At 67.8% G+C, this 22,540-nt stretch carries 23 protein-coding genes and 1 pseudogene; 12 read left to right on the top strand and 12 right to left on the bottom strand.

Going from position 1 to position 22,540, the window contains the following annotated elements; genetic code table 11:
• Positions 1 to 29 precede the first annotated feature (29 nt).
• Positions 30 to 1,208 carry a beta-1,3-glucanase family protein gene (locus ACIHAO_RS20070; protein ID WP_396559878.1) on the bottom strand — a complete coding sequence of 393 codons (1,179 nt, stop codon included), beginning with the start codon at positions 1,206 to 1,208 and terminating at the stop codon, positions 30 to 32.
• Between the two features lie 303 nt (positions 1,209 to 1,511).
• On the opposite strand from ACIHAO_RS20070, the gene ACIHAO_RS20065 reads away from it, so the two are divergent.
• The 4 genes from ACIHAO_RS20065 to ACIHAO_RS20050 all read left to right on the top strand — a co-directional run bounded on the left by ACIHAO_RS20065 (position 1,512) and on the right by ACIHAO_RS20050 (position 4,923).
• Positions 1,512 to 2,132: a sigma-70 family RNA polymerase sigma factor gene (locus ACIHAO_RS20065; protein ID WP_125791284.1), complete on the top strand. Its 621-nt coding sequence runs from the start codon at positions 1,512 to 1,514 to the stop codon at positions 2,130 to 2,132.
• A gap of 359 nt (positions 2,133 to 2,491) precedes the next feature.
• Positions 2,492 to 3,226: a GAF and ANTAR domain-containing protein gene (locus ACIHAO_RS20060; protein WP_396559876.1), complete on the top strand. Its 735-nt coding sequence runs from the start codon at positions 2,492 to 2,494 to the stop codon at positions 3,224 to 3,226.
• Positions 3,227 to 3,257: 31 nt separating this feature from the next.
• Positions 3,258 to 3,971 (top strand): GAF and ANTAR domain-containing protein, encoded by a 714-nt coding sequence (locus tag ACIHAO_RS20055; protein WP_396559874.1) that lies wholly within the window; start codon positions 3,258 to 3,260, stop codon positions 3,969 to 3,971.
• Positions 3,972 to 4,023: 52 nt separating this feature from the next.
• Positions 4,024 to 4,923: a LysR family transcriptional regulator gene (locus ACIHAO_RS20050; protein ID WP_396559872.1), complete on the top strand. Its 900-nt coding sequence runs from the start codon at positions 4,024 to 4,026 to the stop codon at positions 4,921 to 4,923.
• Between the two features lie 307 nt (positions 4,924 to 5,230).
• Here the strand turns inward: ACIHAO_RS20050 and ACIHAO_RS20045 are convergent, their stop codons facing one another.
• Positions 5,231 to 6,208 (bottom strand): small ribosomal subunit Rsm22 family protein, encoded by a 978-nt coding sequence (locus tag ACIHAO_RS20045; RefSeq protein ID WP_396559870.1) that lies wholly within the window; start codon positions 6,206 to 6,208, stop codon positions 5,231 to 5,233.
• Positions 6,209 to 6,415: 207 nt separating this feature from the next.
• Between ACIHAO_RS20045 and ACIHAO_RS20040 the strand changes: the two genes are divergently transcribed.
• Together ACIHAO_RS20040 and ACIHAO_RS20035 are read left to right on the top strand one after the other, a co-directional pair.
• Positions 6,416 to 6,832, top strand: coding sequence for a YciI family protein (locus tag ACIHAO_RS20040; protein WP_125791289.1), 417 nt, complete (start codon positions 6,416 to 6,418; stop codon positions 6,830 to 6,832).
• A gap of 30 nt (positions 6,833 to 6,862) precedes the next feature.
• A complete protein-coding gene (locus ACIHAO_RS20035) occupies positions 6,863 to 8,131 on the top strand; it encodes an RNA polymerase sigma factor (RefSeq protein ID WP_396559867.1) in 1,269 nt (422 codons plus the stop codon).
• Between the two features lie 82 nt (positions 8,132 to 8,213).
• On the opposite strand, the gene ACIHAO_RS20030 is transcribed toward ACIHAO_RS20035, so the two are convergent.
• The 6 genes and pseudogenes from ACIHAO_RS20030 to ACIHAO_RS20005 all read right to left on the bottom strand — a co-directional run bounded on the left by ACIHAO_RS20030 (position 8,214) and on the right by ACIHAO_RS20005 (position 12,814).
• Positions 8,214 to 8,654, bottom strand: coding sequence for a sigma factor-like helix-turn-helix DNA-binding protein (locus tag ACIHAO_RS20030; protein ID WP_396559865.1), 441 nt, complete (start codon positions 8,652 to 8,654; stop codon positions 8,214 to 8,216).
• 77 nt (positions 8,655 to 8,731) lie between these two features.
• Positions 8,732 to 9,604 carry a nuclease gene (locus ACIHAO_RS20025; RefSeq protein WP_396559863.1) on the bottom strand — a complete coding sequence of 291 codons (873 nt, stop codon included), beginning with the start codon at positions 9,602 to 9,604 and terminating at the stop codon, positions 8,732 to 8,734.
• A gap of 107 nt (positions 9,605 to 9,711) precedes the next feature.
• Positions 9,712 to 10,565, bottom strand: a pseudogene (locus tag ACIHAO_RS20020) (L-lactate permease).
• A 27-nt stretch (positions 10,566 to 10,592) separates the two neighbouring features.
• Positions 10,593 to 11,375, bottom strand: coding sequence for an IclR family transcriptional regulator (locus ACIHAO_RS20015; protein ID WP_125782250.1), 783 nt, complete (start codon positions 11,373 to 11,375; stop codon positions 10,593 to 10,595).
• A 282-nt stretch (positions 11,376 to 11,657) separates the two neighbouring features.
• Positions 11,658 to 12,065 carry a CoA-binding protein gene (locus ACIHAO_RS20010; RefSeq protein WP_219147777.1) on the bottom strand — a complete coding sequence of 136 codons (408 nt, stop codon included), beginning with the start codon at positions 12,063 to 12,065 and terminating at the stop codon, positions 11,658 to 11,660.
• Between the two features lie 176 nt (positions 12,066 to 12,241).
• Complete coding sequence (locus ACIHAO_RS20005) at positions 12,242 to 12,814, bottom strand: hypothetical protein (RefSeq protein ID WP_396559861.1); 573 nt, start codon at positions 12,812 to 12,814, stop codon at positions 12,242 to 12,244.
• 130 nt (positions 12,815 to 12,944) lie between these two features.
• On the opposite strand from ACIHAO_RS20005, the gene ACIHAO_RS20000 reads away from it, so the two are divergent.
• Positions 12,945 to 13,742, top strand: a complete 798-nt coding sequence (locus ACIHAO_RS20000) for a 2-keto-4-pentenoate hydratase (RefSeq protein ID WP_396559859.1) — start codon at positions 12,945 to 12,947, stop codon at positions 13,740 to 13,742.
• Positions 13,739 to 14,500 (top strand): 2-keto-4-pentenoate hydratase, encoded by a 762-nt coding sequence (locus tag ACIHAO_RS19995; RefSeq protein ID WP_396559857.1) that lies wholly within the window; start codon positions 13,739 to 13,741, stop codon positions 14,498 to 14,500. The genes ACIHAO_RS20000 and ACIHAO_RS19995 overlap by 4 nt, the downstream gene beginning before the upstream one ends.
• Here the strand turns inward: ACIHAO_RS19995 and ACIHAO_RS19990 are convergent.
• The 3 genes from ACIHAO_RS19990 to ACIHAO_RS19980 are packed head-to-tail and all read right to left on the bottom strand — an operon-like array spanning position 14,481 to position 17,536.
• Positions 14,481 to 15,365, bottom strand: coding sequence for an alpha/beta fold hydrolase (locus ACIHAO_RS19990; protein WP_396559855.1), 885 nt, complete (start codon positions 15,363 to 15,365; stop codon positions 14,481 to 14,483). The two genes, ACIHAO_RS19995 and ACIHAO_RS19990, sit on opposite strands and share 20 nt — an antisense overlap.
• Before the next feature lie 32 nt (positions 15,366 to 15,397).
• Positions 15,398 to 15,589, bottom strand: a complete 192-nt coding sequence (locus tag ACIHAO_RS19985; protein ID WP_396559853.1) for a hypothetical protein — start codon at positions 15,587 to 15,589, stop codon at positions 15,398 to 15,400.
• Between the two features lie 45 nt (positions 15,590 to 15,634).
• Positions 15,635 to 17,536, bottom strand: coding sequence for an ABC transporter ATP-binding protein (locus ACIHAO_RS19980; RefSeq protein WP_396559851.1), 1,902 nt, complete (start codon positions 17,534 to 17,536; stop codon positions 15,635 to 15,637).
• Positions 17,537 to 17,985: 449 nt separating this feature from the next.
• Here ACIHAO_RS19980 and ACIHAO_RS19975 point away from each other — a divergent pair, with 449 nt between their 5' ends.
• A complete protein-coding gene (locus ACIHAO_RS19975; protein ID WP_396559849.1) occupies positions 17,986 to 18,408 on the top strand; it encodes a hypothetical protein in 423 nt (140 codons plus the stop codon).
• On the opposite strand, the gene ACIHAO_RS19970 is transcribed toward ACIHAO_RS19975, so the two are convergent.
• Entirely contained in the window at positions 18,405 to 18,860 is a 456-nt protein-coding gene (locus tag ACIHAO_RS19970; protein ID WP_396559847.1) for a cupin domain-containing protein, read from the bottom strand. The two genes, ACIHAO_RS19975 and ACIHAO_RS19970, sit on opposite strands and share 4 nt — an antisense overlap.
• Before the next feature lie 61 nt (positions 18,861 to 18,921).
• Between ACIHAO_RS19970 and ACIHAO_RS19965 the strand changes: the two genes are divergently transcribed.
• From ACIHAO_RS19965 to boxB, 3 genes are read left to right on the top strand one after another with little or no spacing between them, the layout of a single operon-like run.
• The gene (locus tag ACIHAO_RS19965; RefSeq protein ID WP_396559845.1) at positions 18,922 to 19,464 is read left to right on the top strand and encodes a TetR/AcrR family transcriptional regulator; all 543 of its coding nucleotides are present in this window, start codon (positions 18,922 to 18,924) and stop codon (positions 19,462 to 19,464) included.
• 38 nt (positions 19,465 to 19,502) lie between these two features.
• Positions 19,503 to 21,095, top strand: a complete 1,593-nt coding sequence (boxC, locus tag ACIHAO_RS19960; RefSeq protein ID WP_396559843.1) for a 2,3-epoxybenzoyl-CoA dihydrolase — start codon at positions 19,503 to 19,505, stop codon at positions 21,093 to 21,095.
• A 7-nt stretch (positions 21,096 to 21,102) separates the two neighbouring features.
• A complete protein-coding gene (gene boxB / locus ACIHAO_RS19955) occupies positions 21,103 to 22,524 on the top strand; it encodes a benzoyl-CoA 2,3-epoxidase subunit BoxB (protein WP_396559841.1) in 1,422 nt (473 codons plus the stop codon).
• The last annotated feature ends 16 nt before the right edge of the window (positions 22,525 to 22,540 follow it).

Raw genomic sequence — 22,540 nt, 5'->3', positions numbered from 1 at the left:
ACGGCCCATTCGGCAACCGCGCGTTCAGCTCAGAACGCGGTCAGGATGATCCGTGCGGTACGCGGGTCGCCGTCGTGCACCAGCGACTCGAAGTGCCCGACGTCGTCGAAGGCGAATCCGTACGCCTTCCCGTCGACCATCTGCTCGTGCACGATCCGCGAGTAGTGGTCGGTCACGGGCTGCTTGTAGAACTGGCCCGCGTCGTAGGTCGGCTGCGTGTGCAGGGAGCCGAGGGTCGAGCGGTGCAGTGCCGCGCACAGTGTCCGCGCGATCGGGCCGACGACCTGGTCGTTCGGCGCGTGCAGCCGTCCGTCGCAGTTGAAGACGTCGCGGGTGCTCGGCTTGCTGAACGACGCCACCGTCGCGCCCGAGGTGTCGGTGAAGCGCAGGACGTCGTCCCCGCCGGTCCGGCCGGTGAACTTCTTGCCGGGTTCGGCCTCGAACGGGACCACGGTCAGCGGGGTCGACTTGTAGGTGTTCCAGGCGCTCGTGACGTAGCCGTCGAGGTAGTTCGCGCCGAATTTGCCGGTGTCGAGCCCCTTGCCCGGCGCGAGGACCCGCAGCCGGTTGTACACCAGGTTCGAGAAACCGGACTGTCCTTGGACGGCGTTGAAGATCGCCTCGCGGCCGCCCGCCTTGAGACGTCCGGCCTCCTTGTTCGTCCCGGCCCCGTTGGTGAGCCCGACGGCGTGCGGCACGCTGAACATGTCGACCTGCGAGCTGTTGATGAACAGCCCGCCGTTGTCGTAGGTGAATTCGCTCCAGTCGAACAGGATGTCGCGGTTCGGGTCGCCGTCGGCCCACGGCGCCGGCTGTACCAGCCCGTCCGGGGTCAGGAAGAACTTGATCTTCTGCCCGAACGACATGTACACGCGGCCCGACAGCATCCGCGGGATCCGCAGCGTGGTCGAGCCGCCGTTGCCGGGGCCCGCGATCGCGACGTCCGGCGCGGGGCTCGGCGGATTCGCGCCCGCCGGCCATGGGGTGAAGGCACCGGCGGCGTTGACGTAGCCGAGTTTGCCGGTGTTGAGGTTCGTGCCGAGCACGTAGAGGTGAACCGCGTCCGAGCGGTTTGAATTGTTGGTGACGGTCAACGGCAGCGGATCGGGGCCCGCGGCGGCCGCGGTGGGCGCCGAAACCCCGGTGGCCAGGGGCAGGACGACCGCCAACGCGGTCAAGACGCGCCGGATCTTCTTGCGGATGCGCACAGTTCACTCCTCGGCGGGATCCCGCCGCGGAACGCGAACGCGCCGCGGCGGTGCTTGCGGATGTCGGCCGGGGGCGCGTTCCCGGCCTGGGTGTGACCTTGGCGAGGGGTCTCAGCACGGGAAGTTACGGCGCCGGGCCGGGAGATGTCCAGACCACTGGTGGGAATCTGTCCGGTTTCGCGCCGGGGTGGACAATTGGTCGCGGACCTTCGTCGATTGAGGTGACCGGTCCTCTCGACTACCGTTGTGCGCGTTCCGTCCTGGACCTTGGCGGCCGGGTTTTCTCATCCGTGGGAGCGGGACATGAACGACGATTTTCCGATGCGAGGAACCGGCGGCGGTGAGACGTGGATTTCCCCCGCCTGCTGGGACGGCCTCGCCAGGGCGGCGGCGGACGGCGGGCCGCACGCGATGGACGACCTCATGGCCGCCGTCAACGCGTGGGCGCGGAAGTACGCCGAGATCCGCCTCGGTGGCCGCGACCTGACCTACCTCGAACCGGCCGACGTGGCGCAGGAGATCTGTCTCGCGGTCTTCGTCGCGGTCCCCGGGCACGGCCTGCGCGGCGGCTCCTTCCTGTTCCTCCTGCGCGCCATCGCGGCGAACAAGGTCGCCGACGCGTTCCGGAAGGCGTCGCGGAGCAAACAGGTGCTGACCGGTGAGCTCCCCGAGCGTCCGGCGGTGGCCGCCGACGAACCGGAGCAGCGTGCCCTGCGGACCGATCTCGGCGTCCGGCTCGGCAGGCTCATGCGGATACTGCCCGTCTCCCACCGGGAAGTGCTGGGGATGCGGGTGATCGGCGAATTGACGTCGAACGAGACCGCCGCGGCGCTCGGTACGACGTCGTCACGCGTGCGGGTGACCAAACACCGGGCGATCAGCAGGCTGCGCGCCTGCGCTCAGCGCCGGGACGCCTTGAGCTGAATACGGACCAGTAGCCGGAGAATGGGATTCCCCCGTTTGGCCCGGGTTTCGAGAATGCGAACGCACATTGCCCCTCCAGAGCTCGCCGATGAGCGCCGTTCGCCGGGGGCCGGGACGAGCGGTCTCGCGTTCCACCCTAGGGGCGGACCGGTGGACCGAAACCGGCTGAACGGACGATTGCCGCCGTCCTGGTCGTCCATTCGTCTCTTCGGACCACCGCGTTGGTGCCGGAGACGAGGTGGCGGGCGCGGCAAAAGGACGAAAACGTGGGAGAATCGGCATGGCGCCGGCGAACGGTCCGCGCTGTTCGCCCCGGTCCCGGCGGGCTCGTCCGACACCGGACAATGCCGGGAGGCATCATGGGGTTTCGACGGCGTGATCGCGCGGCGCTGGTCTGGGCGAAGATGAGCTTTCTCGCTTCGGAAACAGATTCGGCGGTTTCCGTGGAACACGCCTGTGTCGTTTGTGGAAACGTCCTCGAAGCGGCCGGTGCCGGACTGACCCTCGCCGTCGGAGGAGGAGTCGCCGAGCCTTTCTTCGCCACCGACGAACGCAGCCGCGAATTGGAAGATCTGCAGTTCACCTTGGGTGAAGGCCCGGCATGGGAGGTGGTGCGCGGCGGTATGCTCCTCGTCGTAACCGATATGACCAGTTCGGAGACGTCACTCCGATGGCCGATGTTCGCGCCGGAAGCGATCGACAGAGGCGTGAAATCGATCATCGCGGTGCCGATCCGGGCCGGTGCGATCAGATTGGGTGTCGTCGACTGTTATCGCGAACTCGCCGGGTTTCCGTCGAGGGAAGGACAAGCGGAGGCACTCGTTTGCGCCGACGCGGTGATCGCCCTCGCCGTCGCCGATGTCGGTACCGGCGGCACCGGCGGGCCCGGTCTGGCCGAAGTGATCGATCGCGAATTCGCCGGACATCACGACCGGGTGCATCAGGCCGCGGGAATGGTGTCGGCCCAGCTCGGCATCGGGCCGGTGGACGCGCTCGCCCGCTTGCGTGCCCACGCCTACGCCGATGACCGGAACCTCGACGAGGTCGCCATGGACGTGCTGCGGCGCCGGATCACCTTCCGGTCCGAGTCATGACGGACGCGTGCCTAAGGAGATATCAGAAACGATGACCCACCTCGCGGCAGGCTTGCGGGAAACCTTCGTGCAGTTGGCGGACACCCTTGTCGAAGACTTCGATCTCATCGAGTTCCTGGACCTGCTCGCGCTCAGATGTGTCGAACTGCTCGGCGTCTGCACCGCCGGACTGCTGCTCGCCGACACGCACGGCACGCTCACCATGGTGGCCGCGTCCGACGAACAGACCCGCACCCTCGAACTGTTCCAATTGCGGAACTCCGAGGGGCCGTCCCTGGACTGCTACCGGCACGCCGAGCCGGTGGTCTGCCCGGATCTGACGCGCGCGGGCGAAAGCTGGCCGAAGTTCTCCCGTGCGGCGGAAGACGCGGAATTCCGCTCCGTGTACGCGTTGCCGATGCGCCGCCGCGACGAGGTGATCGGCGCGCTGAACCTGTTCGGCACCCGTCCCGCTTCGCTGGACGACGCCGGATTGAGGCTGGGGCAAGCGCTCGCGGACATCGCCACGATCGGCATCCTGCACCACCGGTTGTTGCAGCGGCAGGAAACCATCACCGCGCAGCTGCAAACGGCGTTGAACAGCCGGGTGATCATCGAACAGGCGAAAGGGGTGCTCGCCGAACGGCTGCGGGTTTCGGTCGACGACGCGTTCGGCGTATTGCGCGCCTACGCGCGGAGCAACAATCGCAAGATCCATTCCGTGGCGACCGGGATCATCGACCGCACCGTGGAAATCCCGCGCTGAACGATACCGATTCGGCGCTTGTCCGCCCGCCGGTGATACCTAGACTGGATGGGTGTTCTCCCTGGAACAGCTGGTGAGTTTCGTCGCGGTGGCCGAGGAACTGCACTACGGCCGGGCGGCGGAGCGGCTCTCGATGACCCAGCCGCCGTTGAGCAGGCGGATCCAGTTGCTGGAGCGCGAACTGGGAGTCGAGCTTTTCGACCGTACGCACCGCATGGTCCGGCTGACACCCGCCGGACGGGTTTTTCTCGCCGAGGCAAGGAAGATACTGCGCTCGGCGCAGGAGGCGACGCTGTATGCCCGCCGGGCGAAGAAAGGTGAAGTCGGCGTCGTCACGCTCGGGTTCACCGCCACCGCCGCCTATTCGTATTTGGACCGCGTCATCGCCGCGGCGAACGCCGAGGTGCCCGGCGTCGGTCTCGTGCTGCGGGAAATGGTGACGGCGGTACAGGTGGAGGAATTGCTGGCGGGCGGGATCGATCTCGGCATGGTCCGGCCGCCGGTGACCGGTGCCGACGTCGTGACCCTGCCGCTGTGGCGGGAGCCGCTGCTGGCCGCGCTGCCGTCCGCACACCCGTTGGCGCGGCGTAAGAAGAATCCCGACGTCCGCGATTTCGACGGTGAGCCGTTCATCATGTATTCGCCGTCGGAGGGCCGGTACTTCCACGATCTGCTCGTGGCGGTGTTCCGCGCCGCCCGGGTGCTGCCGGACTACACGCAATACCCCTGTCAGGTCCATACGGTGCTCGCACTGGTGAAGGCGGCCCTCGGGGTCGCGCTGGTGCCTGCCGCGGCCGCCGCGCTGCGCTTCGAGGGTGTCGTGCTCCGCCCGGTGGGCGGGGTCGAAGGCCGTCCGGTGGAACTCGAACTGATGTGGCGGCGGGGCAACGACAATCCGGCGCTGGGCGCGTTGCTCGCCGTCATCGGCAATCCGGCGCGACGAGGTCCGTGAGGACTCCGGGACCGGCGCGGTGTCGCGGGAAGAGGCCGGGATGTGACCGGAGACGTAACTCGCGTGATCGGAGCCGGAACAGCTCCAGTCACGCGAGTTACGGCTCCAGACACGCGAGTTACGGCTCCAATCACGCGAGATCCGGCTCCAGACACGCGAGATCCGGGTCGACGGCAGGACTCACGGAACCAGCGGTCGAAGCGGTTCCCGGTGCCCCCAATGTGGCATTGGGGACGCTCAACGCCTCCAATGCCACATTGGGGGCACCCACCTGAGGGCACCCACCTGGGAGAGCACCCACCTGGGGTCAGTGGGCGGGCCAGGCGTCGCCCCATTCGGCGTCGCGGGCCTCGCGGTAGGCGTCACCGTGCCGCTTGGTGACGATCGTTTCGGTGAGCCCGGTTTCGGCGCACAGGGTCAGGCTGACCATGCCCTTGCGTTTGGCCGGATGCCGCAGGATCCGGCCTTCGGCGCGTTCCGGCGCCGTGCGTGAGGCGACGACGTAGGAGAACTTCTCGTCTTCGAAACCGAGCGTCCCGGACTTGAGCTGACGGTGCAGGCCGGTGCGCGGGAGGCGCGCGGAGAAATGGCACCAGTCCTTGCCGCGCGGGATCGGGCACGCGCCCTCGTGCGGGCAGGGCGCGACGAGGGAAAGCCCGAGTTCGACGAGCTGATCCCGCGCTTCGACGATCCGGTCGTAGCCCGCGGGCGTGCCGGGTTCGATCAGCACCAGCATCCCGGCCTTCGCCGACAGCCAGCGGACGGTGTCGGCCCGGCGGGCTTCGGGCAGCTCTCCGAGGACGTAGGAAAGGGTCACCAGATCGGCGTCCGGCGCGGGTGCGGCCGGGTCGATCAGGCCGCGCTGCCAGGTCGAGCCGCGGACGGCCTTGCCCCCGGCGTTCCCCGCGAGCCGCCTCCCCAGCGCGATCGCGCCGGGGACCTGTTCGACGACGGTGCTCTCCTCCAGCGACGGCCACACGTCGGCCGCCGCCCAGATCGCCGCACCGGTCCCGCCGCCGACGTCGATCTGCGTGCGCGGAGCGAACCCGGGAGCACGGAGGGCGGCTTCGGCGAGAACAGCGTGTACGGCCGCGTAGGTGGCCGGCATCCGGTAACCCGCGTACGCCGCGATGTCGACCTCGGACGAGAGGATGGGCGCGCTCGCGGGGTTGTTCTCGCGGTAGCGCGTGCTGAGCCGCTCGACGGACTGCGTCAGCCTGGTCTGCGGGTACTTGCCCAACTCTGCGTCGAGGGCTGAGCTGAGGTCTGAGGGGAGAGCGGCCACGACGGGTCAGGATAGATCCAGTCGCGCGGAGCGCGTCCTTCAAGGGTGGGTGGTGGGGATGAGGTGGCACCATGTGCGGTTGACCTGCGGTTTTCCGGCTGCTCGAATACTCGCGGAAAAAAGTTCGGGGACCGTGTCGAAACCGGGGTCGCCCGATCGACGCGTTGATGTGGCAGGGGACGAGCCCCGCCGGGAACGGAGACTCAGATGCGGTTCATGGTGATTGTCAAGAGCGACGAGAAGACCGACGTGGCCGGTGCTCAGCCGAGTGCCGAGGAGTTGCAGGAGATGGGGAAGTTCAACGAGGAGCTGGTGAAGGCGGGCGTCATGCTCGCGGGTGAAGGACTGCTCCCCAGCGCCGAAGGTGTCCGCATCCAGTACTCCGGCACCACCGAGGCCAGGGTCGTCGACGGACCTTTCGCCGAGAGCAAGGAACTCATCGCGGGTTTCTGGATCCTGCAGGTCAAGGACAAGGCCGAGGTCATCGAATGGATGAAGCGCGCGCCGTTCCGCGAGGGCGAGATCGAGATCCGGCGGGTCGCCGAGATGGAGGACTTCGACAACGCCACGCCCGAGATCGTCGAGCACGAGCAGAAGCTGCGGGAGCAGGCAGAGGCGAAGTAGTGGTTGCGGTCGTCACGCCGACGATGTTGATTGGTCGGCGTGACGGCAACAGCAGACCCCCGGTCGGCGATCGACGCGGTGTGGCGGATCGAGTCGGCCCGCCTCATCGCCGGCCTCGCGCGGATGACACGCGACGTCGGCCTCGCGGAGGAACTCGCGCAGGACGCGCTGGTCGCCGCGCTCGAACAGTGGCCGGAGTCGGGTGTCCCGAGGAATCCGGGCGCCTGGCTCATGACCACGGCCAAACGCCGGGCCGTCGACACCTTCCGGCGTAACGAGCGCTACGAACGGAAGCTCGGCGAGATCGGCCGCGAGCAGGAGTTCGAGGAGGAACCCGACTTCACCGCGGGCCTCGACGACCACATCGAGGACGATCTGCTGCGGCTGGTGTTCACCGCCTGCCACCCGGTGCTTTCCACTGAAGCCAGGGTGGCGCTGACGCTGAAGATGATCGGCGGGCTCCAGACGCACGAGATCGCGCGGGCGTTCCTCGCCAAGGAGACCGCCATCGCGCAGCGCATCGTCCGCGCGAAGAAGACGCTCGGCGACGCCAAGGTGCCGTTCGAGGTGCCGGAGGGCGCCGATCGCGTCGCGCGCCTGGAGTCGGTGCTCGAAGTGATCTACCTGATCTTCAACGAGGGCTACTCCGCGACGGCGGGCGAGGACTGGATGCGGCCGGCGCTGTGCGAGGAGGCACTGCGGCTCGGCCGGATCCTGGCCGGGCTGATGCCGAAGGAACCCGAGGTGCACGGGCTCGTTTCGCTGATGGAGATCCAGGCGTCGCGGTCGGCCGCGCGCGTCGGGCCGAACGGCGAACCCGTGCTGCTGCTGGATCAGGACCGGACGAAATGGAACCGGATCCTGATCGGCCGCGGCCTCGCCGCGCTGGACCTCGCCGAGTCGCTCGCGGACGGCGCTTTCGGCGTCTACGCGGCGCAAGCCGCCATCGCCGCCTGCCACGCGCGGGCGCGGACGGGCGAGGAGACCGACTGGGCGCGCATCGCGATCTTGTACGAAGGGCTCGGGAAGCTGAACCCGTCGCCGGTGATCGAACTGAACCGCGCGGTGGCGCTGTCGATGGCCGTCGGGCCGGAAGCGGGCCTCGCGGTGGTCGACAAGCTGACGTCGGAGCCCGCACTGAAGTCGTACCACCTGCTGCCGAGCGTGCGCGGCGACTTCCTGGCGAAGCTCGGCCGTCTGGCCGAGGCCCGCGCCGAGTTCGAGCGCGCGGCGGAGATGACCGGGAACGATCGTGAGCGCACCCTGCTCCTGAACCGCGCGGCCGAATGCACCCCCTGACCTCCCCGCAATTCGTCACCTACTTGCGATCGACGCCGCGCACGAACTGGCGCAAGTAGGTGACGAATTGCGAAGGGGTGCGTCAGGCGGGGGTGGGGCGCAGCGCGGTCAAGGCCCGGTGCTGGCCCAGCCGGACGGCCTGGACGGTGCAGCCGAGCGCCAGCGCGGTGTCTTCGGCGGAAAGCCCGACGAGCGACCGCAGCACCATGATCTCGCGCTGCTGGCAGGGCAATCCCGAAAGCGGATTCGGCAGTTCGGCGGTGCTCCGGTGGAAGTCGTCGACGAGGCCGTGCGTGACGTCGTAGGCGAACGTGAGGAGCGCGGCCGCCCCGGCCGCTCCAGCGACGATCTCGCGGCAGCTGTCCTTCGCGATCGCGTCGGCGATGTCGTAGGTGCCGGACCGACGTCCGATCCGCGCCCGGCAGTAACGCACGACCAAGACGCGGACGACGTCGACCAGCTTCGAGGCTGTCTCCGTCCGCCCGCCGGCCTCCCGCGGCCGCCGCGAACCGTGTCCTTGCATCGGCTCCCTCTCCCACCTTTCAGATGAGCACGGCTGAGGGGGAGGGAGGTACGGTCTTTTTGCCGACACGGGCCGATTCAGGCCTCGATGAAGACGATCCGCTCGGGCTCGGTCGTCAGGTTCACGGTCTGCCGCTTCACGCTCACCAAGGTCTCGAATTCCGTGGCGTGCCCGTCCGGGACGGTGAACAGGCGGTCGTTGCGGGAATCGAGGAAGCCGGAGAAGCCGGTGAGCGAGACCCCGCCGCTTTCGTCGAGCGCGAGGTAGTCGACGAGCCTGCGGAACAGTTTCGGCAGGATCACCAGTTCGTCGGCCAGTTGCCGTCGTGACGAGAGCTTGAACCCGGAGTTCGTGACGTCCTTCGGCCACAGCCCGCGCCCGTCCTCGCGGGCCTTGACCGCTGCTTCGGCCAAGGCGTCACGGAGATCGGGGTACAGCAGTGAATAGAACGTCGGGTAGACGTGGCCGGCCGCGACCTGCCGGTAGTTCGCCGAGTTCTTCAGCGTTTTGACGTCGAGATGGACCTTGGAAAGGTCTGCGGACCTTCCCGGCCGTTGCCCGGGAAAGGCGAACGCCACCGCTCGTCCGTATTTGTCGGCGAATCGCGTCAGTATGTGACCCGGTACCTTGATCGGGGTCGCCGAAGTGACCCTTCCCCGTTCATCGCGTTCGACCGTTTTGAAGCCGAGAACCTTCAGCAGGTTCGCCGCGGCGGCGTCGGCGAATTCCGCGGGCTGATGCCACATCCCGCCGGTTCCCCTGGCCTGGTAATGCGTTTCGAGCGCGTCGATCGCGTCGAGCCGCAACTGCATCCCGCCCCGCGAATTGAGCCGGACCTTCAGGCCGGCCTTCTTGGTCGCCTGGGGATCGTCGGGATAGAAGCGCACCGAATCGCCGTCCGGTGAGGCTCCGACAAGCTGGAACGTACCTTTGATCAGCGTCATGGGCATGAGGACAACGGTAGTTCCCATTCCGGTGAACGAACCTGGTGTTCATCCATCCAGCCCAATGGCCGGTAAAGATAGGGTGACCATTGTGGACATTCCCGTGTTCTCGTTCACGGCGGGATCATGAACTCCGGCACGGTCGCCTGCGGCAGCGCGCCTTCCTTCCCGGACTTGCCCGATCGCGGTGGCGCCGATGGACAGGTTCTGTGGCGAGATCATCTTGCCCATCACGCCGCCGGAGGTGTTCGTGGCGCCGGTGAGGATCGGGTCGACGTGCGGTTGCCGCGGGGAAATCACCTGCATCGGCCCGAAGAGACTGTTCGTCGACGCGTCCGATCCGGGGAGGAAGACCACGATCAGGAACCCGGGAACGATCAGTGCCAGAAAGGGCAGCTGGCGGCCGACCATCGACGAGAACAGTTCCGTCGCCTGTTCGGAGTTCAAGTCAAGGATCGGCGCGGTCAGCCTGCCCAGCATGATCAGCGGATTGCCGAGGCCACCGAACGCGGTGTTCGGCGGCAACGCGAGCACGACCGCCTTCACCGGCGGGAAACCGAGTGCGGCCATCATCGCCGCGGTGATCGCGATCGGCGAGCCGCCGCCCGCGATCCCCTCCAGCAGCGCGCCGAAACCGAACGCGATCGCCCGTCGCCTGGAGGCGGCGGTCCTCACTGAACCCGGCGAGGACCGCCTTGATGTCGTCGAACCGTCCGGTCGCGACGGTGACGTTGTGGAAGTACACGGCGTGGAAGGCGATCCACGCCACCGACCACACCCCGAACACGAGGCCCATGGCCGCGGAATCGAAGGCGAGCCCGGCGGGCATGCGGTACAGGAGTACCGCGACCAGCAGCGCGGTGATCAGCGCCAGCGCCGCCGAGAGCCGCGCCGATCGGCGCAGGACTCCCAGCGTCACCAGCAGCACGATGATCGCCGACGCCGCCAGCGCCGCGGACACCCACAGTCCGCCCGCCGGCCGGTAGTCCTGGACTCAGCCCCTTTGCGCGCGGACGTAACCCAGCCGGAGTGAAAGCGCGGCGGCGGTCCCGGCCACGGTCGCGCCCAGTTCGTCGGTGCGGCGGAGCACCCGGCCCGCCGGGCCCGCGATGCTGATCGCGGCGATCGGCCGTCCGGTGTGGTCGCGGACGGCGGCGGCCACGCAGCCGACGTCCGGTTCGTTTTCGACGTCGTCCACGGCCCAGCCTCGGCGGCTCGTCCTCGCCAGGTCGTCGAGCAGCCGGACCGGATCGTTGATCGTCTTGAGCGTGAGACTGTCGAGTTTCATCCGGCGGATGCGTTCGACGCGGTCCTGTTCGGGCAGTGCCGCCAGCCACGCCTTGCCCAGCGACGTCGCGTGCTGCGGACGGCGGGTGCCGAGACGGCAGGCCAGGGTGACGGCGTTGGCGCTGCGTTCGGTGGCGACGTAGACCATCGTGTCGTTGTCCGGGACGGCGAGGTACGTCGTCTCGCCGCTCCGCTCGGCGAGCGACGCGAGATAGCGCGGCGCGCAGCGGTGGAGATCGGTCGCCGCCATCGCGCGGGCGCCGAGTTCGACCAGCCGGGTGCCGAGCCGCACGCGGCCGGTGGCGCGATCGGCTTCGAGGTATTCGAGGTTCTTGAGAGTGCCGACGATGCGGTACGCGGCGCTCCGGGAGAGACCGAGTTGCCGGGCGATCGCGTTGGTGGAAATCTCCTGGTTCTTGCCGACGTGCTCGAGAACCGCTAGGCCGCGCTCGAGTGTGCCACTGGAATCCAGGCCTCGTGGTGTGCCCACTTCGCCCCTCCGTTGGACCGGGGTACCGATGATCGGCACCTGTTTCCGCTAAGCGGGTTCGGACGTTAACAGTTCGGCCCAAGGTTGGGAAGGTTTCTTAACAAAGTGGCTACCGGACAAGTTTTCCCTGTTCGGGGCGGTCCGGTCAAGATCACCGGTTCGGCCCAATCCGTTCGGCGGGTTTCGATTCGGCGTATGACTTCAGGGGTCATTTTTCTGTTCACGGATATGAAAGAACCCTCGCCGGAAAATCGCGGCGAGGGTTCGGCCCGGAGTACGTTTCTAACGCACCGACAGATTCGCGACCGCGCGGACGACGGCCGTGCAGCGGTCTTCGACATAGGCCAGACCGCCTTCTTCGGCGATCCGGCGGGACTCGGCGGAGACGATGCCCTGTTGCAACCAGAGCGCCTTGGCGCCGATCGCGACGGCCTGTTCGGCGATCGGCGGGGTGTCTTCGGCCGGGCGGAAGACGTCGACCAGGTCGACCGGCTCCGGGATGTCGGTGAGGGAGCGGTAGACCTTCTCGCCCAGCAACTCGTCGGCCGAAGGATGGACGGGGATGATCCGGAACCCGTGTGCCTGCAGTACGGCGGCGACCCCGTGCGAGGCCTTGGCCGGATCACGGCTCAGCCCCACGACGGCGATCGTCTTCGATCCGGCGAGGATCTCGGTGGCGCGATCGGTCATACCGGGTTCAACGACGGCAAGCGGCCGCACATTCCTGCCGAGATCCGCCTCGAGTCGTCCGCCTGAACACGCGTGTCGTCCATCCGAACACGCGTGTCGTCCATCCCTGTCACGCGAAACCGCCACCCGCGCACCGGTCAGGACATACCTGAGCCACGGCGGGCGGCCGCACATTCCTAGAGTTTCCAGAGCCGCAGGCCGCGCACCCGGTACACCGGCCAGACGACGTGCCAGGCGCGGCGCCGCAGGAACACCGTCGAACAGGTCAGGACGCTGCGCGCGGACGTCGTCGCGACGTCGTGGCGGTCCGGCCAGCTCTCGCCGTGCCGCCCGGCGGCGATCCGGAAGACGTTGACCAGGCCGCGGCCCTGCAGATCGAACTTCGCGCCGGTGTCGCCGGAATCGGGGGCCAAGGAGGCGATCTCCTGGCCGAACGCGGCCGCGGGCGCCGGTCCCGCGTCGGCGGGGAGGTCACCGATGGTCGAGGAGACGGCCTTGCCGTAGAGACGGCGGGTGTAGCGCTGGAGCAGCAGCCGCTCCCACAACGGCAGGACACGGCGGTGCTTGAGCAGCGCCGAACACTCCGCGTGCCCGATGGCGAAGATGTCGGTCAGCTCGTCGTAGGCGTTGTGCGCGGTGGGCTCGTTGAGGTGCACCCGCACCTCGTAACGGATGCGCGCGGTGAGCTCGTCGAGCTCTTCGCGGCGGTCGATCCTGGCCTTCGCCCGTGAGAGCGCCCAATCGGACATGGGAGCAGGCTAAGTGATGATCGGGGTCGTGCGAGACCCTTTCGGCCTAATCTGTTCGTACCGGCCAGTGGAACGGGCGTCTTGTGCGGGCACCGGTGACGGGGCAGAGTCCGACTGTCGGAAGGAGCCCATGGACGCCAGCACGCTGCAGGAGGCCGCGGCCGCGCTGCTCAGCGCGTACGAGACCGGCAAGCCGATCGCGCCCCTCATCGAGACGTATCCCGCCGCGACCTTGGAGGACGCGTACCGCATCCAGCAGCGGCTCGTCCACCATTGGGCCGAACGCGGCGACGGTGTGCGCGGGCACAAGGTCGGCCTCGCGTCCGCCGCCATGCAGCGGCAGATGGGTGTCGACCAGCCCGACTACGGCCATCTGACCGGTTCGATGTTCCACCTCGAACACCAGCCGATCCCGATCGGCGGGTTCCTGCAGCCGAAGATCGAGCCGGAGATCGCGTTCGTGCTCGGCTCGCGGCTGTGCGGGCCGGGGGTCACGGTGGCGGACGCGCTGCGGGCGGTGGACTTCGTCGTCCCGGCGCTGGAGATCGTCGATTCCCGCATCCAGGACTGGAAGATCAGCATCGTCGACACCATCGCGGACAACGCGTCCTCCGGCGGGGTCGTCCTCGGCAGCAGGCCGACCGCGATCGGCGACGTCGACCTGCGGCTGGTGGGCTGTGTCCTGCACCAGAACGGTGAGATCGCGGCCACCGGCGCCGGCGGCGCGGTGCTCGGCTCGCCGGTGAACGCGCTGGTGTGGCTCGCGAACACGATCGGACCGCTCGGCGTCGCGCTGGAACCGGGGCACGTCGTGCTGCCGGGTTCGATGACCCGCGCGATCCCGGTGAGTCCCGGCGACACCGTGGTCGCGACGATGGCGGGGCTCGGCAGTGTCACCGCGAAGTTCTCCGGGGAGGAGCGGCCGTGAGCCTTGACGTGCGGGAGGCGGCGGAAGCGCTGCTGTCCGGGGAAGAACGCGAGCCGCTGACGGATTCGTGGCCCGCTTTGGACGTCGAAACCGCGTACGCGATCCAGGACGAGGCGCTCCGGCTCAGGCTGGAGCGCGGCGAGACGCTGATCGGCGTCAAGCTGGGCTTGACCTCGCGGGCGATGCGACAGCGGATGGGGATCGACTCGCCGTTGCTCGCCTGGCTGACCGACGCCATGGTCCTGCCCGCCGGTGTCCCGGTGCCGTCGCTGATCCACCCGCGTGCGGAGCCCGAGCTGGTTTTCGTGCTGGGTGAACGACTTTCGGGTCCCGGCGTGACCGCGGCGACCGCGATGGCGGCGGTGAGCCGGGTCCACGGCGGCATCGAGATCGTCGACAGCCGCTACCGTGACTACCGGGGCAAGCTGCCGGACGCCGTGGCGGACAACGGTTTCTCCGCGTACTTCACGCTGGGCCCGGTCGGCGCCGATCCGTCCACAGTGGACCTTTCATTGGAGGCGGCGCTTCTGGAGGTCGACGGCGCCATCGTCGACACCGCCACCGGCGCGGCCGTGCAGGGCCATCCGGCGGAAGCACTGGCGCTGGCGGCCAACACCCTCGGCGCCAGGGGGCTCGCGCTGGAGCCGGGCTGGATCGTGCTCACCGGCGGGATGACCGACGCCGTCGACATTCGCCCGGGTTCACGGGTGGCGGCGCACTTCTCGCATCTGGGCTCGATCACGCTCGCCGGGTCTTGACGTCGGCGCGGTCGGCCGTGCGGACCAGTCCGCGCGTCAACCGCGGCCAGATCGCCCGCGGCAGGTCGTGCCCCATCCCGGGCACGATGTCCACTTCGGACTCCCGCAGCGCGCGGGCCGTCGCCCGGCCGCCGGAAACGTGCACGAGCGGATCCTTCGCACCGTGCACGACCAGCGCCGGCACGTCGAGTTTCCGCAACGCGCGGAAGCGATCCCGGCTCGAAACGACGGCGGCCAGCTGCCGCGCCGTCCCGCCGGGATTGACGCCGCGATCGAACGACCGCTCCGCGCGTTCACGCATCCGCGCTTCGTCGAACGGGTAACCGGGCGAGCCGATGACGCGGAAGGTGCGCACCAGGGAATCGACGTACTGCGCACGATCGCGCGGAGGTGCCGAAAGCAGCATCGTCATCGCCTTGGCGCTCGGCCGCCCGACGAACCGGTTGCCGGTGGTCGACATGATCGACGTCAGCGAACGCACCCGCGACGGATACTCGATGGCCAGGGTCTGCGCGACCATCCCGCCCATCGACGCGCCCACGACGTGCGCGCTCTCGACGCCGAGTTTCGTCAGCAGTCCGGCGGCGTCGCCCGCCATGTCCGCCAGGGAGTACGGCGCCGTGCGCAGGGCGTACGCGAGCGGCAGGCTCACCCGCCCGGTCATCCGGCTGGACCGGCCGGCGTCCCGGTTGTCGTAGCGGATGACGAAGAACCCCTCGGCCGCGAGGCCCTCACAGAGCTCGTCGTCCCACCAGATCATCTGCGAGGCCAGGCCCATGATCATCAGCAACGGCCTGCCGTCCGGCGAACCGAACGTCTCGTGGCACAGCTCGACGCCGTTCACGTCGGCGATCATCTCCGGCATCAACACAGTGTGACCGGCGACGGCGAAAACGGCTACGCGTCTTCGATGTGAACAGCCTGACTCTCCGGGCCGGCTGCTCGCTGCGTGCCTTCGTCTTGGGCGATCTCTTCCGGCTCGGTGTCGCCCGGCTCGCCGCCGTCAGGCCTGCTGAGCTGGACGGCCTCTTCGGACGCGTCGGCGGGGCTGGGGCCGTCGGCTGCTTCGCGGTCTTCCTGGTCGGACATGGTTCCTCCGCTGGATCGGGGCTTTCTCGCCGACCGGTTACCCGCTCACTCGCCGCGATACGCACGGGCCTGGATTTCGTAAAGCTCGTGGTAGACGCCTCCTTCTTCGATGAGTTCGGCGTGCGTGCCCTGTTCGATCAGCCGTCCTTTCTCCAGCACCAGGATCCGGTCGGCGGAGCGGATGTTGGCCAGCCGGTGGGTGACCAGGATGGTCGTGCGCCTGCCCGCCCCGGACACGCTCGCGTGCCGCAGACCGGCGAAGACCCGCGCCTCGGCCTTCGCGTCGAGCGCGGCCGTCGGCTCGTCGGCGACCAGGACGGCGGCGTCGCGGTAGATCCCGCGGGCGATGCCCATCCGCTGCCACTGCCCGCCCGAGAGGTCCTGCCCGTCGTTGAACTTCTTGGACAGCACCGTTCTCTCCTTGGCGGGCAGGGATTCGATCACTTCGTCGGCGCCGGAGGAGATGATCGCGTCGTGCCACGCGGCGCGTTCCGGGTCCTCCCGGCCGAGCCTGCCGACGGTCACGTTGTGCTCCGCCGTCATCGGCCATTCGGCGGGATCCTGGGCGATCACGGCGATGTTGGCGTGCACCGACTCGTGATCGGCGTCCGCGAGATCGACGTCGTCCCAGAACACCTTCCCTTCCGAGGGTGGATACAGCCCGGTGAGCAGTTTGCCCAAGGTGGTCTTGCCGGAACCGTTCTCGCCGACGAGGGCGATCACCTCGCCGCGCCGGATGGTCAGCGAAACCTCGCGCAGCGCGGGATTTTCCTGGCCCGGATAGGTGAAACCGACGTTCTCCAGCCGGATCTCCGCCGGATCGGGTGGAGCGGCGACCCCGTCCTTCACCGGGCCGCGTTTCTCGGATTCCACGAGCAGCCGCTGGAAGAAGGCGATGTAGAACGACTCCTCGTACAGGGAATTCACCGCGTGCATCGTGATGGACAGCGAATTCGACGCCGACCGCATGGCGAGCGCGGCCGTCCCGGCGAGGGCGAGCTCCATCTGCCCGGTGTAGAGCAGGATGCCGAGCACCAGATACGCGATGGCGGTGCCCACTCCGGCCGCCGCGCGCCCGGTCAGCCGGACCAGGTTGCTGCGATGCGCGAGCCGGACCTCTTCGCGCATCAGGCTTTCGGTGATCCGCCGGTACTCGTGGAGCAACGGCTCCTGCAAGGTGAGGGCGTGCCGTTCGAGGGCGAAGGTGCGCCAAGTGGCCACCTCCTCGACGATGTCCTTCCGGATGTTCCGGCCGACGGTGTCGAGATAATGCCGGTAGTTCAGCCGCGCGACCTTCGCCGCCGCCCAGCCGTCGGCCACCGCGGCGAGCAGCAGCACCGGCGCGAGCCACGGATTGAGCAGACCCGCCGCCACCAGCGCGGCGACCAGCGAGATCAGCGCCGAGGTCAGATCCGCGACCCAGCGCAGGCTCATCTCGATCGACCGGACCCCGTACCGCGCGCCCTGCCTGGCCAGCTCCCGGAAATCGGCGTCCTCGAAGGCCAGCAGCCGGACCCGGACCATCGCGGCGGTGACCTCGTCGCCCGCCGAAGTCACGACCCGCGGCCGGAGTGCCCCCTCGACCGCGGCCACCGCGGTGTCGAGCAGGGCACGCAAGGCGTACGTGCCGACGACGACCAGCAGCGCGGGCAGCGATTCCAGCACCCTGTCCGGCGTCGGCCCGTTCTCCAGCAGCGCGATGAACACGTTCGCGGTGGCGAGCAGGCCGAACGCCGTGACACAGCCCGAAAGCAGGTGGACGACGCCGGCGAGCAGGGTCAGCCGCGGCGACGTCCGCCAGGCCAGCCGCAGCACGATGGCCACCGCGGACGGGAGCGTGCGGATGGCCTTGACCATCCCCGCTTCGGCCACGGTCTCGTCGACCGTGGCCCATTCGGGCATCTTCAGGTTCTCGACCCCGATCAGGGGCACGGTCGGTTCGGGCACTCGTCCTTGTCTACGCGCACCCACCGACAATTCCGACCGCCGAGAGGCCGTCGACGGTCGCTCGCGGTAGCAAAGGTCCCTTGCTCCCTCAGGTGACCGTGTGGATTTTGGGACATCTGACGTCCCAAAATCCACACGGTCGGTAAGGGGCGCTACGCGGGGTGAGGGGTGTGTGGGAATAGGGACGCTCGATGTCCCTATTCCCACACACCTTCCCGATGCCGGTCCGGTCATGCCACGGTGGTCGCCTGCGGTAGCAAAGGTCCCTTGCTCCCACTGCGTAGCTGGACGGCGGTGGTGACTGGATGGATTTCGGGTCATCCAACGCACCAAAATCCACACGGTCGCTTCGCGTCCCCCATCGCACGGGACGAAAGTCCCCTTCACCCGCCCCGGACCGTGCGTTACGCTCTCGCTAGAGCGATCTATCAAATCGCAAGGGGGCGAACATGGAAGCTCTTCGGAACCAGGGACTCACCGCGTTGCGGCTGATCCTGGCCTTCACGCTGCTGTCCACCACGTTGCACTACGCGCACAACGTGATCAGGGCCGCGGACTATCCGCAGGTCGAGGGGATCTCGGTGGGCGTCGCCGCCACCTTGGTCGTCGTCGCCTACGTTCTCCTCACGACGTTCGGCGTGCTCGGCTACCGCGACTACCTGCGCGGGCGTTACTGGCGGGCACTGGCGTTCCTGATGGTCTTTTCGCTGTCCGGGCTGGCGAGTCTCGGCCACTTCCTGGTCGCCGTGCCGCAAATCCCGGCCTTCTGGTTCGCCACGATCTACACCGACACGGCGGCCGCGCTGCTGCTGTGGGCCTTCGTGACCTGGGCGGCGACGAAACTCAACCGGGTGCCCGCGCGCACGGCCTAGTCGCCATAAGTGATGTGGTGGGGTGCGGCGACCCGGTTGATCTTCGCCGGATCGATCGCCCCGTCGGTAAAGACGGCGGGTCCCGCCTCGAACAGGTCCTCCAGGTAGTGCTCCCAGCCGCCGGGAGATGAGATCTGGAGCACCCGAGGCGGTTCGGAAACGCGTCGCAGGGCGTGCGGGACACCGCGCGGCAGCAGGACGAACGTGCCCTTGGTCGCGATGTGGCTCTCGTCGTCGAAATCGATGCCGAGTTCGCCTTCGAGGACGTAGATGCACTCGTCGGCCTCGTGATGCACGTGCCGCGGGATGTCGATGGCGAGGCTGACCTCGAGCAGTGAAAACCTCGTCTCGGTGTCCTCGGTCATCGCCTTGACGCTGAACGCGCGTGGCAGCGGCACGCGGCCGGACCGAGCCTCGCCGGGTTTGAGCAGGATGAAGCGGTCCTTCGACATGTTATGCTCTCCTTCATTCGGAAGCGGATTCCGTTTCCACTTAATCGTGAGGGAGGGCGGGTTGTCAACCAAGCCGCGAGCGGACGCGGAGCGCAATCGGGCTCGGGTGGTCGACGCCGCGCGAGCGTTGTTCGCCGAACGCGGGGACGACGTGCAGATGCCGGAGATCGCGCGCGCGGCAGGCGTGGGCGTAGGGACGGTGTACCGGCATTTCCCGGATCGTCAGGCGCTGGTCGAGGCGGCGGCGGAGCACCGGTTCGCGGAGATCGAGCAGTACGCCCGGGCGCACTGCTTCGGCGAGGATTCCGGCCTGCAGCGCTATTTCCGGTACGTCGGCGAGCTGTTGTCCCGCGATCGCGGGCTCACCGCCGCCATCGATTCGGCCCGCGGGCGGCCAGGGAGTGAGCCGCGCGGTACCGCTCGCGAGCGCCTCGAAACCGTGGTCGCCGAAGTCATCGCCCACGATCAGGCCGCCGGCCTCCTTCGTTCGGATTGCACGGTCGTCGACGTCTATCTGCTGGTCGGCGCCCTGTCGTCGGTCATCCGCAAGGGTGGCGACTGGGCTCGTTTCCTCGACCTGCTCCGTGACCAACTTTCTACATAACGTTGACGGTAGTCAGTGCCATGTAGACAATCAGAAGGGTGACGCGGACCACATCGGTGACGTTCGAACGTCATCCCAGCGGCTACCGGCACTGGAAACTGTCCACCGACGGCGACGTCGCGTGGCTCGAACTCGATGTCGACGCCGACGGGGGTCTCGTACCGGGTTACGAGCTCAAACTCAACTCGTACGACCTCGGCGTCGACATCGAGTTGTACGACGCGACGCAGCGGCTGCGGTTCGAACATTCCGAGGTCCGCGTGGTCATCGTGACCAGCGCGAAGGACAACGTCTTCTGTGCCGGCGCGAACATCCGCATGCTGGCGTCGTCGTCGCACGAGTGGAAGGTGAACTTCTGCAAGTTCACCAATGAGACCCGCAACGCGATGGAGGACGCCGCCGCGCACTCCGGGCAGCTCTACGTCGCGGCGGTCAACGGCACCTGCGCCGGCGGTGGCTACGAAATCGCGCTCGCCTGCGAGAAGATCCTGCTGGTCGACGACAACTCCTCGACCGTGGCGCTGCCGGAAGTGCCCCTTCTCGGCGTTCTTCCCGGCACCGGCGGGCTCACCAGGGTGGTCGACAAACGCGGCGTGCGGCGGGATCTCGCCGACGTCTTCGCCACTCGCCCCGACGGGGTGAAGGGGCGGACGGCCGTCGACTGGCGGCTGGTCGACGAACTCGTGCCGCGACAGGGTTTCCGCGAAGCCGTGCTGGCCAGGGCGAAGGACTTCGCGCGGACGAGCGAACGGCTCGACGGCGAAGGCGTCGAACTGAAGCCACTCAAGCATCGCTACGTCGACATAGCCCGCAGTAAGACTGAAGCGACGATCACCGTCAAGGGGCCCGAGGACGATGACGGCTGGCTACTGGACGTCACCCGCGAGCTGGACGACGCGATCCTTCGCTTGCGTACCAACGAACCCGAACTCGGCACCTGGATACTCCGCACCGAAGGCGATCCTGCGAAGGTTCTCGAACACGAGCGGGCCGTGTTCGACGCGAAAGACTGTCTGAGCAACGAAATCGTCCACTACTTCAAGCGGACGCTGAAGCGCCTCGACGTCACCAGCCGCAGCCTGATCGCGCTCATCGAGCCTGGTAGCTGCTTCGCCGGGATTCTCACGGAACTCGCGCTCGCCGCGGACCGCCAGTACATCTTGGACGGTCCGCCGATCGACGACGAAGACAGTGAAGAACGTGCGTCGATCACGTTGTCCGAAGCCAACTTCGGCCGCCTGCCGATGGGCAACGGCTTGACCCGCTTGGAGTCCCGGTTCTTCGGCGACCCGGACCACGTCAAGAGGCTCGCGGAGGAACGCGAAAAGCAGCTGAGCCCGGAAGAAGCGAACGAACTCGGCCTGGTCACCGACGCCCCGGACGACCTCGATTGGGAGGACGAGATCCGGATCGCGCTGGAAGGACGGGCTTCGCTCAGCCCGGACGCCTTGACCGGAATGGAGGCGAACCACCGGTTCGTCGGCCCCGAGACGCTGGAAAGCAAGATCTTCGGCCGCCTGGCCGCTTGGCAGAACTGGATCTTCACTCGTCCGAACGCATCCGGTCCCGAGGGCGCGTTGCGTCGCTACGGTACTGGTCAGAAGGCCGTCTTCGACAGGAAGCGGGTTTGAACAGCTCATGCCCACCAAGATCGATTACGACGCCAAGATCCCCAACAACGTCGACCTCTCCGGTGATCGGCGGCTCCAGCGGGCGCTGGAGGGCTGGCAGCCGAAATTCCTGGACTGGTGGGGCGAAATGGGCCCCACGCTGCGGACACAGGGCGTGTACCTGCGCACCGCGATCAGCGTCGGCCGGGACGGCTGGGCGCATTTCGACCACGTCAACGTGCCCGACTACCGATGGGGGATCTTCCTCGCGGAGCCGGATCCGGAGCGCGTCATCACCTTCGGCGAGCACCAGGGTGAACGAGCGTGGCAGCAGGTGCCCGGCGAGTATCGCGCCGACCTTCAGCGGCTGATCGTCATCCAGGGGGACACCGAACCCGCGTCGGTCGAGCAGCAGAAACTGCTGGGGCTCACCGCGCCGAGCCTCTACGACCTGCGGAACCTCTTCCAGGTCAATGTCGAAGAAGGCCGTCATCTGTGGGCGATGGTGTATCTGCTGCACGCCTACTTCGGCCGCGAAGGCCGGGATGAGGCGGAAGGGTTGCTGCTCCGGAATTCCGGAAGTCCGGACGCCCCGCGGATCCTCGGCGCCTTCAATGAGGAGACCGCGGATTGGCTCGCGTTCTACATGTTCACCTATTTCACCGACCGCGATGGCAAATACCAGCTCGGCACCCTCAAGGAAAGCGGCTTCGACCCGCTTTCCCGCACATGTGAATTCATGCTCAAGGAAGAGGCGCACCACATGTTCGTCGGCACCACCGGGGTCGACCGGGTGGTCACCCGCAGTGCCGAACTGATCCGCGAGCACGACACCTTCGACATCGCCGGGCATGGCGGGATCCCGCTGGAAGTCATCCAGCGTTACCTCAACTTCCACTACACCGTGTCGCTCGACCTGTTCGGTGGCGAGACCTCGACCAACGCGGCGAACTATTACACCGCCGGGCTGAAGGGCCGCTGGCAGGAGGCTCGCCGCAAGGACGACCACAAGCTCACCGACGACGCCGGAACGCTGTCCAAGCCGCGGGCCGACGGCACCTGGGGGACCGACGAACACCCGGCCATCCTGCTGCTGAACCTCGACCTGCGGGAGGAGTACCGCGCCGACTGCCAGACCGGGGTCAACCGCTGGAACAAGATCCTCGACGAGGCCGGGATCGACTTTCGATTCGTCCTCCCGCACCCTGGATTCAATCGCGAAGTCGGCATAAACTCCGGCCACCATGTGACGCCCGACGGCACCGTTGTCGACGAGCGGACCTGGCTGGCCGGCAAACGCAAGTGGCTGCCCACTCCCGAAGACCTGACTTTCGTCCGATCGCTGATGCACCCGGTGTACGAGCGAGGAAAGATCGCGAGCTGGGTGGCACCGCCACGCCAGGGCATCAACGGGAAACCGTTCGACTATGAATACGTTCACCTGAGCTGAGCGATAGAAGGTGCGC

The organism is Amycolatopsis sp. NPDC052450 (assembly GCF_044547565.1).
Taxonomy (GTDB): Bacteria; Actinomycetota; Actinomycetes; order Mycobacteriales; family Pseudonocardiaceae; genus Amycolatopsis.
The sequence above is the reverse complement of the archived record's forward strand: the minus strand, read 5'-3'. Positions and strand labels throughout refer to the sequence as shown.